Genomic DNA, 12,394 nt, shown 5'->3' with positions numbered 1-12,394 from the left:
TCGCCCCCTCACCAATCACACCGAAAGAGCATGGCCCCGCGAGGGGGAGGTTGTCTAGAATGGACCCTCCCCCCCCTCAGGGCAAGGAATCCCGATGGCCTGGCTGGAATACCTGCTCCCGCTGATCTTCCTGTTCCCGCTGGCGGCCACCGCGGTGATCGTGATGGCGCTGCGCAACCTGCACGATGCCCGGGTGCGCTCGCCCTTCGACGCCCACCCGCTGCGCGAGCCCGGACAGGCCCTGCGCGACCGCCTCGACCGCGCCTTCGCCGGCCTCTTCCTCGACGGCGCCCTGGGCCCCATCGTCACCCTGGCGCCGCTGGTCTACGGCATGGGCCGCATGCTCTTTTCCAGCGAGCAGAACTGGATCGAGTGGGCGCTCTACGGCGCGCTCTGCACCCTGCTGGCACTGGTGTTCTGCTTCCTGCTGATCCGCGACTTCCAGCGCATCCGCCGGCTCAAGCTGGGACTGGCCTGCGAACTCGCCGTGGGCCAGGAGCTCGAGCGGATGATCCGCCCCGAGGCGCACCCCTACTACGTCTTCCACGACGTGCCCGGCGATGGCTATACCATCGACCATGTGGCGGTCACCCCCCACGGCATCTTCGTGGTCGAGACCCGCGCCCGCACCCCCGCCATCACGCCCGGCGGCCGCGAGGTCAGCCTGGTCGCCGTGGAGCCGGATCGCCTGCGCTTCCCGGGCTGGAACGAGCGTCGCCCACTGCGCAAGACCCGCCAGGCCACGCGCTGGCTGACCGGCTGGCTCGAACGCCAGGTCGGCGGTCCGGTACCGGTCAAGGGCGTGCTGGCCCTGCCCGGTTGGGAGATCGACACCAGCCAGGCAGCGGACGACCTGCTGGTGGTCGGTGGCGGCGACCTGGCCAGGCAGCTCACCGCGACCCGGCTGGGCGAGGTCGACGATGCCACCCACGACGCGGTGATCACGGTCCTGCGCCATCGCGCCAGCCTGCTGGACCTGCCGACCCTGGCGGGCCCCTCGGTCTGATCAGTCGAAGGTGGTGATCCGCACCCGGGTCGCGCAGCGGCCACGGTCCTGGCGCACCAGGCTCTCGGCCGCCGGGAAGTCCGCCAGGCGAGCGGCCGCGATCCCGATGCGCACCTCGGTGAGCAGGCGATTGCCGCGCCCACCGCACTCCAGCCGCAGCGCACGCCCCGTGTCCTGACCGAAGGCCGCCTCGAAGGCATTGATCAGGTCATTGCGCGCCACCTCGCCGCCCTGGTTGAGGGTCACGAAGGCACCAAAGGCACTCGCGTTGACCCGCTCGACCAGGGCCACCGAGGCCGAAAAGTACGCCGCCTCGGGCAACGCCAGGCAGGCGGCGTGCTTGGCATACTGGTAGCGGCCCAGGCAGCTGGCACGCCCCGGCATGGCGGCGTCCAGGGCGTCGCCCAGCGCTTCCGGCAGGTCGAGAGGCGGATGAGCGCGGCAGAAGCTGCCGTCGGGTCGCGGCGTCTCGAGGAAGCAGCCCTCGCGCCACCAGCGGCGCCGGTCGATGCCACGCTCGGCGAAGCGCGCGGGCAGCGAGGGCCACAGGCCGTGCAGCACGAAGCCCCGCTCGGCCCACTCGCGCAGGTCCGGTTCACGGCACTCCCGGGGTGGGCGCGAGCGGCTCTCGCAGAAGCCGGGGTGCCAGGTCAGCGCCAGGGTGTAGTGGTCGAAGCCCTCGGCCGGAAGCCCCTCGAGGGGTGCCTCGGCCAGGGACGGCAAGGCCGCCAGCAGCAGCACCAGCCCGAGCAGCGCACTTCGCCAACCAGCCGCTGCGGCCCGCAGCATCGCCATCTCAATCCCCCCGCAGCCGGCCGCCCATCTCCTGGGCCAGGTCCACGGCGTAGTGGTCGGTCATGCCGCCGATGAAGTCGAGCATGCGCCGGTAGCTGTCGTAGAGGCTCCAGGAAGGGCGCGGGGTGTTCTCGCCGATCAGCGCCAGCACGCGCTGGTGCTTGAAGGTGGACCGGCCGGTATGGTGCAGCTCATGGGCGGCACCGATAAAGGCCTCCAGAAGTATTCCCAGCGTCGTATAAGCACCGATCTCCAGCTTGGCCTTGCGCTCGTTCTGGAAGATCCGCTCGCGGGCCAGCTGCTTGGCCGCCTTCACCCCCCAGCCCAGGTCCGGGTGACAGAGCTCCAGCAGGTCGTCCTTGAGGCGCCCGCCCAGCAGTTCGGCCTCGTGCAGCACGAACACCGCCCCCACGTCGTTCACCGCCCGCTCCATGGCCGCGCCGCGCAGGGCGGCGATGCGCCGCCGCTGGGAGACCCCATGGCGCTGCATGGTGGCGTAGTCGGCGGGTTCGCCGCCAGCGATCTGGATCAGGATCTCGGTGACCTCTTCAAAGCGCAGGATGCCCATCTCCAGGCCATCCTCCAGGTCGAGCAGCGCATAGCAGATGTCGTCGGCGGCCTCCACCAGCCAGGCCAGCGGGTGGCGGCACCAGCGCCCCTCGCCGCGGGGCAGCAGGCCCAACCGCTCGGCCACCTCGGCCAGCAGCTCGCGCTCGCTCTGGTAGCAGCCGAACTTGCCGGCCGCCCCGCCGTGCTCCACGGTCCAGGGGTACTTGAGCAGGGTGCCGAGCGTCGCCGTGGTCAGGCGCATGCCGCCACGGAACTGGTTGTACTCCACCTGAGTGACGATGCGAAAGCCCTGGGCATTGCCCTCGTAGGTGAGCAGGTCCTGGCGCTCGGGCGCCGAGAGCCCCTCCAGCAGGCCACTGCCATCGGCCGCGGCGCGGGCGAACCAGTCGCGGATGGCGTACTCGCCGGCATGGCCGAAGGGCGGGTTGCCGATGTCGTGGCCCAGGCAGGCGGCCTGGACGATCACCCCCAGGTCCGCCGGGGTGATCCAGTCGGGCAGGCGGCCACTCAGCCGCTCGCCGACGATCATGCCCAGCGAGCGCCCCACGCAGCCCACTTCCAGGGAGTGAGTCAGCCGGGTGTGAATATGGTCGTTGTCGGTCAGCGGGTGGACCTGGGTCTTGCGCCCCAGGCGCCGGAAGGAGCCGGCGAAGACGATGCGGTCGTGGTCCTTGTGGAAGGGGCTGCGGCCGATCTCGTCGCGGGCCCCGCCGGGGCGCTCGCCGCGCCGGTCGTGCAGGCGACCCGGGTCGAGCAGCCGCTCCCAGCTCATCTGCGTCATGGGTGTTCTCTCCTTGGATGGCCCATTCTGGCAGCCCCGAGCGCCGGCGCCCAGTCCAGTCGGCCTAGGCGAGGCGCGCCCTGACCATCCAGGAGTAGACCAGGCCGGCAACGATCAGGGTGACGGCGAAGAGGTAGATGCCCACCGAGATGCCGCTGTTCCACAGGATGTTCCACTCCCCACCCGAGATCGACATGGCGCGGCGCAGGTTGAACTCCATCTGCCCGCCCAGCAGCAGGCCCAGCACCACCGGCACCGTGGGGATCTCCAGCTTGCGCAGTGCATAGCCCAACACCCCGAAACCCAGCATCATGTAGAGGTCGAAGGCGCTGTTGTTGAGCGAGTAGACGCCGACGAAGGCCACCATCACCACCATGGGCATCAGGAACCAGCCCGGCGCCTGCAGCACCTTGGCGAACAGACCCACCAGCGGCACGTTGAGCACCAGCAGCACGAAGTTACCGATCACCAGTGCCGCCACCAGCCCCCACACCATCTCCGGCTGCTGCTCGAAGAGCAGCGGCCCCGGGGTGATGTTCATCGACAGCAGCAGCGCCAGCAGGATCGCCGTGGTACCACTGCCGGGGATGCCCAGCGACAGCATGGGAATCAGTGCACCGCCGGCGGCGGCGTTGTTGCCCGCTTCGGGCGCCGCCACGCCACGCGGATCACCCTGGCCGAAGTGACCGTCGCGCCCCACCCAGCGCTTCTCGAACATGTAGGCGAGGAAGCTGCCCAGCGCCGCGCCGGCGCCGGGCAGCACCCCGGCCACGAAGCCGATCAGCGAGCCGCGGGCGATGGTCGGCGCACAGCGTCCGGCGGAACGCACACCGGGCATCGCCGAGCCGAGTGTCAAGGTCGGGCGGCTGGTGCCGCGAATGTCCTCCAGGTAGATCAGGCACTCCGAGATGGCGAACAGCCCCACCAGAGCGACGATGAAGTCGATGCCGTCGTAGAGCTCGTAGAACCCGAAGGTGTAGCGCGGCACCCCGCTGACCGCATCGATGCCGACGCTGCCCAACAACAGCCCCAGGAAGGCGGCGATGAAGCTCTTGACCAGGCTGCCGCCAGTCACCCCGCCGATGGTGGCGAAGGCCAGCACGAAGAGCGCGAAGTACTCCGCCGGGCCGAAGCGGATGGCGAACTGGACCAACAGCGGCGCGAACAGTGCCAGCCCCAGGGTGGCCACCCCGGCGCCGACGAAGGAAGCCACCGCAGAGAGCCCCAGCGCCTCGCCGCCACGCCCCTGCAGTGCCATCGGGTAGCCGTCCAGGGTGGTCATCATGGCCGGCTCGTCGCCGGGGATGTTGAGCACGACGGAACTGATGCGTCCGCCATACATGCAGCCGTAGTAGACGCTGACCAGCAGGATCAGCGCCCCCGTGGCCGGCAGGCTGAAGTTGAAGGAGAGTGGGATCATCAGCGCCACGCCGTTGACCGGCCCCAGGCCGGGCAGCGCGCCGATCAGGGTGCCGATGACACAGCCGATGAACGCCAGGAAGAGATTCTGGGGCTCCAGGGCCACGGCAAAGCCCTGGACGAGGAAGGCGAGGATATCCATATCGCGGCGTTACCAGTCCAGGCCCGGCATGTCGGGAAGCGGAATACCGAGGGCGAATTCGAATAGCGCATAGAGGGCCAGGGCGAGCACGGCGCCACTGACCAGGGCGGGCTTCCAGGAGGCCCCGAACAGGCGGACCAGCAGCACCACCGCCACCAGGGAGGCCGGCAGGAAGCCGAGCGGCTTGACCAGGCCGGCGAAACTTGCCAGCACCAGCAGGGTCAGCGCCTGGCGTAGCAGGACGGCGCGACCCGGCCAGCGCTGGTTGACGCCGGGACGCAGGATCAGCAGCAGTGACAGCGCCGCCAGGGGCAGGCTGATCAGACGCGGGTATTCGCCCGGCCCGATGGGCTGCATGAAGCCCGACTCCAGGTCGTGGGAGAGCCACCAGGCACCCACCGCCAGCGCCAGCAACAGGGCCCCGGCGATGCGATCGCCGATGACGCCGGGCACCCGCCCGGCGTCGTCCTGCAGGAGATCACTCACTGGATGACACCGATCTCCCGGGAAATGGCCTCGACCTCGTCGATGGACTCGCGGACGAAGGCGTCGAACGCCTCACCACCGCGCCACAGCGGGACCAGGCCGTTCTGCTGGGCGACGTCCTTCCACTCGTCGCTGTCGTAGAGCGCCTGGAGATCCTCCACCATGGCGGCATAGTCCGCGTCGGAGACCTCGCCACCGGTGTAGAAGCCGCGCCAGTTATAGCCGGCAACGTCATAGCCCTGGGAGGCGGCGGTGGGCAGGTCGGCGAAGGGCTCGGGCAACGGCTCCTCGGAGAGCACCGCCAGCACGCGCACGTCGCCCGACTCGATGAAACCGGCGATCTCCCCCAGGTCTGTCGAGACCACATCCACGTGGCCGCCCATCATCTGGGTCACGGCCGGGCCGCCCCCGTCGAACTGCACCCAGCGCAGGCTGCCGATCTGGTTATCCGGCATGCCGGCCGCCTTGGCCAGCATCAGCGCACGGATGTGGTCCCAGCCGCCGGCACCGCTGGAGCCGGCAACGGCCAAGGCGCCCGGATCCTCGACGATGGTGTCCAGCAGCTGCTCGAGGGTCTGGTACTCGCTGTCGTCATCGACCAGGATGACGCCCACATCGGTGCCGAGCATGGCCAGCCAGCGCATGGTGTCGGCGCCGCCGGGGTACTTGCCCTGGGCGATCTGGGTGACCCCCACGGTGCTGGTGGCGACGATCAGGTCGCTGTCGTCGGCGCGGTTGCTCTCGACGTTGGCGAAGGCCACCGCACCCACCCCGCCCGGCATATTGGTGACCTGCACCGGGCCGTCTGTCAGCTCCAGGTCGAGCAGCAGCTTGCCTACCGAGCGGCAGGTGAAGTCCCAGCCGCCGCCGGGATCCGCCGGGGCGATGCACTCGCTGATGGGCAGGGCATGGCCGGGCATGCTGGTGACCAGGCCGAGCCCCAGCAGGGCCGAGGCGGCAATCCCCCGGGTGGCGTGCTTCATGGTTGGCATCTCGTTGATCCTCCTGTTGTTTTTATCGCAACTGTTTTATAGCGACTGTTTTTATAACGACTGTTGCTATAGCGACTGTTGTTATGGCCACGCGCCCCGCCGGGCCCGGGACCCTCTGCAGCGTAGGTTCAAATGACGCCCTGTGCCTCCAGGGCCTTCAACTCATCTTCATCAAGGCCGAGCTCTGCCAGGATCTCGCGGGTGTGCTCGCCGAGTCGCGGCACTGGGTGATACAAGGTGGCGGGAGCCTCACGCATCTTGACCGGAAAGCCGGTAACGGGAACTCGGCCGGAGGCCTGATCCAGCGACAGACACATCTCTTGGGCCTGCACCTGCGGGTCGGCAAACGTTTCACGCAGGTCGTGCACCCGCCCGCACGGGACCCCCGCCCGGTTGAAGTGCTCGATCCACTCATCCACCAGGCGCGTTTCGGTGACGTCGTTGAGGATCTCACGCAGCGCATCGCGATTGGCCATGCGTTGGCGGTTATCCGCGAAGCGCGCTTCATCGAGTAGGTGCAGCATGTCCAAGGCGCCGAGAAAGCGCTCCACCATGGTGTCGTTGCTGGGTGCGATGGCTACCTCACCGTCGCTGGCCCTGAACAGGCCATACGGATAGAGCATGGGATGGTCGTTGCCGGTGCGCGCCGGGACTCGGTCAGTGGCGAAGAACTCCGCGGCCAGGTATCCCATCATGGCGATCAGGCCGTTGGTCAGGGCCGTCTCGACGATGTCCCCTTGGCCACTGCGCTCGCGGCGGACCAGGGCGGCACAGATGCCGAATGCCAGGTTCTGGCTGGCCACCATGTCGCTGATGGGCGGGGCGGCCCGCATCGGCTCGCCGTCGGCCGGGCCATTCACGCCCATGAAGCCGCTCATGGCTTGGGCGACGAAGTCGTAGGCGGGACGGTCGCGATAGGGGCCGCTGGAGCCGAAGCCGTTGATGCGCCCCACCACCAGGTGCGGAAAGCGCTCACGCAAGGTGTCGTCGTCGAGGGCCATCTTGGCGAGCACGCCGGGGCGAAAGTTCTCCACCAAGACGTCGGCATCTTCCAGCAGGCGATAGAGAATCTGCTTACCCTCGGCGCTGCGCAGGTCGAGGGTAAGCGAGCGCTTGTTGCGATTGAACTGCGCAAAATACCAGCTCTCGCCGTTGACCATGTTGCCCTGGCTGCGCACGACGTCGCCCTTGCCTGGAGGCTCGACCTTGATCACGTCGGCGCCATGATCGCCGAGGATCTGGGTACAGAAGGGGCCGGAAATGACTCGCGTCAGGTCGATAACGCGAATGCCGGTCAAGGAGCCCGATGCCTGGGAAGCGAAGGATGTCATGTACCTATCACCCCTGCGCCGTGGGCACGGCATCGCATGCGCTCAGCGCCAGGCGCGGCCCGGCCTTGGAGACCTGGGCCGGCAAGGGGCGCCCCATCATCTCGCTGGCCAACCTTGCCGCGTGGATCAGCCCCCCGAGCTCGAGGCCGGTGTCGATGCCCATCTCCTCGAGCAGGTAGGCCAGGTCCTCGCTGGCGATATTGCCTGAAGCACCCGGCGCGAAGGGACAACCACCCAGGCCACCGATGGAGCTCTCGTAGCGGTCCACGCCCAGCGCCAGCCCCTGCATGACGTTGGCCAGGCCGATACCGCGGGTGTTGTGGAAGTGCAGGGTCAGCGGCAGGCCGGATACCGCCGTGCGCAGATGGTGGACGCGCTCGGCGACCAGCGGCGGCGTGGCCATGCCGGTGGTATCGCCCAGCGACAAGCGGGAGGCCCCCAGATCGGCGAAGCGGCGGGCAATGTCGGTGACCGCCCGTACCGGAACATTGCCCTCGAAGGGGCAGCCGAAAGCGGTGGCGATGGCCCCACGCAGCGCGACTCCAGTGCCCTCAAGCAGGCGCGCCACCTGTTCGAAGCCCGCCAGGGACTCCTCGACGCGGCGATTCACGTTCTTGGCGTTGTGGCTCTCCGAGGCGGAGACGAACAGCACCACCGAGTCCACGCCCGCCTCCAGGGCGCGCTCGGCACCACGCAGGTTGGGCACCAGAGCCGAAAGGTGCAGGCCGGAAGTCTCTCGCAGCGCCGCCACCAACTCCGCCGCATCGGCCAGTGCCGGCACCGCCCGCGGGCTGACGAAGGAAGTGACCTCGAACTCACGCACCCCGGCCGCGATCAGCGCGCGGGCCAGCGCCAGCTTCTGCTCGGTGGTGAGAACCACGCGCTCGTTCTGCAGGCCGTCGCGCAGGCCTACCTCGGTGACCTGGACACGCGTCGGAAGCGCTTCTGGTGCGGCAGACATGAGGCGTCCTATTGAATGGTAGGTTGCTTATGCATCGACGCTACGGCAGCGGCGTCACACTCAACAATGCGCCTTTCGTCCTAGGCCGACGCGGGTCACTCCCCCACCGCCCGCGGCGGCTTGGCGGCTTGGCGGCTTGGCGGCTTGGCGGCTTGGCGGCTTGGCGGCTTGGCGGCTTGGCGGCTTGGCGGCCCAAGGCTACTCCCCCTCCGCCAGCGCCGGCAGCAGCGTCTTGAGCTTGCGGGTGAGCGTGTTGCGCCCCCAGCCCAGCAGCTCGGCGGCCTCGCCCTTGCGTCCCCCGGTGTGCTTGAGCGCCGTCTCGATCAGGATGCGCTCGACGTCCGGCACCGCCTCCTCGAGCAGGTGGGTGTGGCCCGCGGCCAGGGCCCGGTCGGCCCAGTCGCGGATGGCGGTGCGCCAGTCGCCGGCGTTGCCCTCGGTGGCGCCGGGCTCACGCAGCTCCTGCGGCAGGTCCTCGACGAGGACCTCGCGACCGGAGGCCATCACCGTCAGCCAGCGGCAGGTATTCTCCAGCTGGCGGACGTTGCCCGGCCAGGGCAGCCGGGTGAAGTGAGTCTCGGCCTCGGGGGTCAGCACCTTGACGTCGGTGGTGAGCTCCTTGGCCGCCTCGGCCAGGAAGTGGCGCGCCAGCCGCGGGATGTCCTCGCGACGCTCGGCCAGCTTCGGCAGATGCACGCGGATCACGTTGAGGCGGTGGAAGAGGTCCTCGCGGAAGCGCCCGTCTTCCACCAGGGTCTCCAGGTTCTGGTGGGTGGCGGCGATGATCCTCACGTCCACCTTCACCGAGGTGTGCCCTCCCACCCGGTAGAACTCGCCGTCGGCCAGCACCCGCAGCAGGCGGGTCTGGGTCTCGGCGGGCATGTCGCCGATCTCGTCGAGGAACAGGGTCCCACCGTCGGCCTGCTCGAAGCGTCCCTGGCGCTGGGCGGTCGCGCCAGTGAAGGCGCCCTTCTCGTGGCCGAACAGCTCCGACTCGATCAGGTCCTTGGGGATCGCCGCCATGTTCAGGGCGATGAACGGCTTGCCAGCCCGCGGGCTGTGCTGGTGCAGTGCCCGGGCCACCCGCTCCTTGCCGGTCCCCGACTCGCCGTTGATCAGCACGGTGATGTGCGAGTGCGACAGTCGGCCGATGGCGCGGAACACCTCCTGCATGGCCGGGGCCTCGCCGATGATCTCGGCATCCAGCCCCTCGGGCACGCTGACCGGACGACGCCGCTCGCGGGCATGGGCCACGGCCCGTCGCACCAGGGCCAGGGCCTCGTCCACGTCGAAGGGCTTGGGCAGGTACTCGAAGGCGCCGCCTTGATAGGAGGCCACAGCGCTGTCGAGGTCGGAATGCGCCGTCATCACGATCACCGGCAGCTCCGGATGGACCTCGCGCACCTTGGCCATCAGGTCCAGACCGTCGATGCCCGGCATGCGGATATCGGTGACCAGCACGTCCGGCGGCGCCTCGAGCAGGCGCTCCAGGGCACGATCGGCCCGATCGACGGTCTCGACCTCGAGGTCGGGCTGGGCCAGGGCACGCTCCAGCACCCAGCGAATGGCGCGATCGTCGTCGATGACCACCACGCGTGCGACATCAGTCATGGCGCTTCTCCAGCGGAATCAGCAATCGGAATTGGGTATGGCCGGGCTCGGAGTCGCACTCGATCAGCCCATGGTGCTGGTGCAGGATCGACTGCGCGATGGAGAGCCCCAGGCCGCTGCCCTCGGCGCGGCCGGAGACCATGGGATAGAAGAGAGTCTCGCGCAGCGACGCGGGGATGCCCGGCCCGTTGTCGATGATCGCCACCTCGCAGACCAGCCGGTGGCGCTCGGCGCCCAGGGTGAACTGGCGGCGAGCGCGGGTGCGCAGCGTGAGCCGCGGCGCGGCGATGCCGGCCTCGGTCATGGCCTCCACGGCATTGCGCGCCACGTTGAGCACGGCCTGGATCAGCTGGGACTCGTCCCCGGCGAGGTCCGGCAGGCTGGGGTCGTAGTCGCGCTCGACCCACACCCCCGGCTGCTCGACGATCAGCAGCGAGCGCACCCGCTCCAGCACCTTGTGGATATTGAGCGGCTCGTGGCGAATCATCCGGTTGGGTCCCAGCATGGAGTCGACCAGGTCGCGCAGCCGGTCGACCTCCTCGATGATGATGCGGGTGAACTCCTTAAGGCCGGGGTCGTCGAGGTCGCGCTCCAGCAGCTGGGCCGCGCCGCGGATACCGCCCAGGGGGTTCTTGACCTCGTGGGCCAGCCCCCGGGCGAGCACCTTGATGGTCTCCTGACGGGTCTGCAGCGCCTCCTCCCGAGAGATGCGCAGCAGCCGGTCGCGAGGCTCCACCTCCAACAGCAGCTCGTCGGCGGAGAGCGGCGAGACGGTGTAGTCGACGGTCAGCACCTCGCCGGTGACCAGGGTCAGGCGCGCCTCGCGCTGGGTGAAGGGGTGAAACTCGTCGCGCGCCTTGGCCAGCAGCTCGCCGACCTCCGATCCGCCGTCCACCAGGGAGGGCAGGGGCAACCCCTTGAGGCGACTCAGGCTGATCGCCAGCAGCGCCTCGGCGGCCGGATTCATCCAGCGCAGCCGCAGCTCGCCATCGAGCAGCAGCACCGCCGTGGTGAGGTGTTCCATCAAGCGTTGGTACATGGAGAGGTCCTGCCCGGTCCGATGGTGGCCTCCCTCGAGAGGCGCTCTCACGACTTGTCTTTCAAGACTTGTCTTTCAAAACATTTGCAAGAAGCGCGCCACTCCATGGCGCACGGCATGGCGCCGTATCGGGGCAGGGGCGCACCGGCTTTGTGCACCACTTTAGTGCAGGGAAGTGCCGAACGCCCAATGTCGTGCAGCGGGAGAACGTCGAGCAGGAAGGTCAGCGCCCCTCCGGAAACGGGAAGGCACGAGGTGGGTGGCGATGGTGCGGGGTTGCCGGCCACTCCCGTTCGTCATCGGGGTGGCGTGAGGTAGCGTCGTCGCGCAATCGCTCCAGGTGCTCGAAGGCGCTGCCCTCGCTCACCCGGTCGGCATGTTCGAAGGCATCGAGGCGCCCCTCGTCGCGTGGCAGGGGCTCGCGACAGGGCCTGTGGGTGCCGTCCGGACACAGCGGCCGATGTGGCCGGCGAAGGGGAAGCTAATTGCTGGCTGGATTGTTGGGGTTCTGGGGCAGGTTGACGCTGGCCCGCTGCACGTAGAGTGTCACCGGCGACGTGCGATGGCGCACCGCGCCACTGGCATCCAGCAGTTCGGCCTGCAGCACATGCTCGCCGCGATTCAAGTTGTTGAGCACGAAGGTATCGGTGTGCATGGCCGTCTGGCTGATCCGGCCGTCCACCAGCAGGCGCACCCGATGGTCCTCGCGCAGGTCCGGCTGGATGCCCAGGGTCACCTGGACGTTGCCGGCGGCCCCGGTGGGCAGCGTCTCCTCCTGGCGGGGCGAGAGGATGCCGAAGCTATCGTAGGGCATGAAGGGCTGCCCCGGCCCGGCGGCTGTCCCGCCGCCACTGCCGCTGCCACTACCGCCGACCACGGCCGGCGCCCCGGCCTCGCGGGTCTCGTCGCGGCCGGGCACCACGGTCAGCGGCTTGAGGTCGACCTCCTCGCCGCCGCGCTCCGGGTTGTCGGTGAACACCACGTTGCCCTGGGCGTCGGTGGTACGATAGATGGTCTGGGCCTGGGCCGCGAGGCTGACCGAGAGCCCCAGCGCCAGAATCACGAGTGCCTTGTTCATGCCTACCCCCTGCGTCGTCGCCGCCGCCCGACGGCAACGGCCATGCGAGATTGCATCATCCCCTTCTTGGATAGTGTATGAAAGAAAGGGGTTCCGCCATGGCGGAACCCCTTTCTTTCATACACTATCCAAGAAGGGGATGATGGAAGCGCGCCTGGGCGTTGCCGTCGGGCGGCGGGGCCG

At 68.9% G+C, this 12,394-nt stretch carries 11 protein-coding genes; 1 reads left to right on the top strand and 10 read right to left on the bottom strand.

Features of this window, described 5'->3' with window-relative positions:
- Positions 1 to 94: 94 nt before the first annotated feature.
- Positions 95 to 1,006, top strand: a complete 912-nt coding sequence (locus OP497_RS14810) for a nuclease-related domain-containing protein (RefSeq protein WP_280549743.1) — start codon at positions 95 to 97, stop codon at positions 1,004 to 1,006.
- Here the strand turns inward: OP497_RS14810 and OP497_RS14805 are convergent, their stop codons facing one another.
- The 10 genes from OP497_RS14805 to OP497_RS14760 all read right to left on the bottom strand — a co-directional run bounded on the left by OP497_RS14805 (position 1,007) and on the right by OP497_RS14760 (position 12,211).
- On the bottom strand, positions 1,007 to 1,801 hold the full coding sequence (locus OP497_RS14805) for a ribonuclease I (RefSeq protein WP_280549741.1): 795 nt from the start codon (positions 1,799 to 1,801) through the stop codon (positions 1,007 to 1,009).
- Position 1,802: 1 nt separating this feature from the next.
- Positions 1,803 to 3,152 carry a deoxyguanosinetriphosphate triphosphohydrolase gene (locus OP497_RS14800; RefSeq protein WP_280549740.1) on the bottom strand — a complete coding sequence of 450 codons (1,350 nt, stop codon included), beginning with the start codon at positions 3,150 to 3,152 and terminating at the stop codon, positions 1,803 to 1,805.
- A 64-nt stretch (positions 3,153 to 3,216) separates the two neighbouring features.
- Complete coding sequence (locus OP497_RS14795) at positions 3,217 to 4,713, bottom strand: tripartite tricarboxylate transporter permease (RefSeq protein WP_280549738.1); 1,497 nt, start codon at positions 4,711 to 4,713, stop codon at positions 3,217 to 3,219.
- Positions 4,714 to 4,722: 9 nt separating this feature from the next.
- A complete protein-coding gene (locus OP497_RS14790) occupies positions 4,723 to 5,199 on the bottom strand; it encodes a tripartite tricarboxylate transporter TctB family protein (RefSeq protein WP_280549736.1) in 477 nt (158 codons plus the stop codon).
- Entirely contained in the window at positions 5,196 to 6,191 is a 996-nt protein-coding gene (locus OP497_RS14785) for a tripartite tricarboxylate transporter substrate-binding protein (RefSeq protein WP_280549734.1), read from the bottom strand. Before OP497_RS14785 ends, OP497_RS14790 begins: the two co-directional genes overlap by 4 nt.
- Positions 6,192 to 6,319: 128 nt before the next feature.
- Positions 6,320 to 7,522 carry a CoA transferase gene (locus OP497_RS14780; protein WP_280549731.1) on the bottom strand — a complete coding sequence of 401 codons (1,203 nt, stop codon included), beginning with the start codon at positions 7,520 to 7,522 and terminating at the stop codon, positions 6,320 to 6,322.
- A 7-nt stretch (positions 7,523 to 7,529) separates the two neighbouring features.
- A complete protein-coding gene (locus OP497_RS14775) occupies positions 7,530 to 8,483 on the bottom strand; it encodes a hydroxymethylglutaryl-CoA lyase (RefSeq protein WP_280549729.1) in 954 nt (317 codons plus the stop codon).
- Positions 8,484 to 8,681: 198 nt separating this feature from the next.
- Positions 8,682 to 10,094 (bottom strand): nitrogen regulation protein NR(I), encoded by a 1,413-nt coding sequence (glnG, locus tag OP497_RS14770; RefSeq protein ID WP_280549726.1) that lies wholly within the window; start codon positions 10,092 to 10,094, stop codon positions 8,682 to 8,684.
- The gene (gene glnL, locus OP497_RS14765; protein WP_280549724.1) at positions 10,087 to 11,133 is read right to left on the bottom strand and encodes a nitrogen regulation protein NR(II); all 1,047 of its coding nucleotides are present in this window, start codon (positions 11,131 to 11,133) and stop codon (positions 10,087 to 10,089) included. The genes glnG and glnL overlap by 8 nt, the downstream gene beginning before the upstream one ends.
- Positions 11,134 to 11,614: 481 nt before the next feature.
- A complete protein-coding gene (locus OP497_RS14760) occupies positions 11,615 to 12,211 on the bottom strand; it encodes a DUF4124 domain-containing protein (protein ID WP_280549722.1) in 597 nt (198 codons plus the stop codon).
- Positions 12,212 to 12,394: the final 183 nt, after the last annotated feature.

Origin of the sequence: Halomonas sp. 11-S5 (assembly GCF_029889825.1) — a bacterium.
GTDB lineage: Bacteria > Pseudomonadota > Gammaproteobacteria > Pseudomonadales > Halomonadaceae > Halomonas.
Note: the sequence above shows the minus strand (reverse complement) of the source record. Positions and strands in the feature narration are given on the sequence as shown.

What these genes read in the sequence shown, in the direction of transcription:
- OP497_RS14775 (WP_280549729.1), bottom strand. Translation starts at nt 8,483, where the DNA reads ATGTCTGCCGCACCAGAAGCGCTTCCGACGCGTGTCCAGGTCACCGAG.
- glnG (WP_280549726.1), bottom strand. Translation starts at nt 10,094, where the DNA reads ATGACTGATGTCGCACGCGTGGTGGTCATCGACGACGATCGCGCCATT.
- OP497_RS14810 (WP_280549743.1), top strand. Translation starts at nt 95, where the DNA reads ATGGCCTGGCTGGAATACCTGCTCCCGCTGATCTTCCTGTTCCCGCTG.
- OP497_RS14760 (WP_280549722.1), bottom strand. Translation starts at nt 12,211, where the DNA reads ATGAACAAGGCACTCGTGATTCTGGCGCTGGGGCTCTCGGTCAGCCTC.
- OP497_RS14780 (WP_280549731.1), bottom strand. Translation starts at nt 7,522, where the DNA reads ATGACATCCTTCGCTTCCCAGGCATCGGGCTCCTTGACCGGCATTCGC.
- OP497_RS14805 (WP_280549741.1), bottom strand. Translation starts at nt 1,801, where the DNA reads ATGGCGATGCTGCGGGCCGCAGCGGCTGGTTGGCGAAGTGCGCTGCTC.
- glnL (WP_280549724.1), bottom strand. Translation starts at nt 11,133, where the DNA reads ATGTACCAACGCTTGATGGAACACCTCACCACGGCGGTGCTGCTGCTC.
- OP497_RS14785 (WP_280549734.1), bottom strand. Translation starts at nt 6,191, where the DNA reads ATGCCAACCATGAAGCACGCCACCCGGGGGATTGCCGCCTCGGCCCTG.
- OP497_RS14800 (WP_280549740.1), bottom strand. Translation starts at nt 3,152, where the DNA reads ATGACGCAGATGAGCTGGGAGCGGCTGCTCGACCCGGGTCGCCTGCAC.
- OP497_RS14795 (WP_280549738.1), bottom strand. Translation starts at nt 4,713, where the DNA reads ATGGATATCCTCGCCTTCCTCGTCCAGGGCTTTGCCGTGGCCCTGGAG.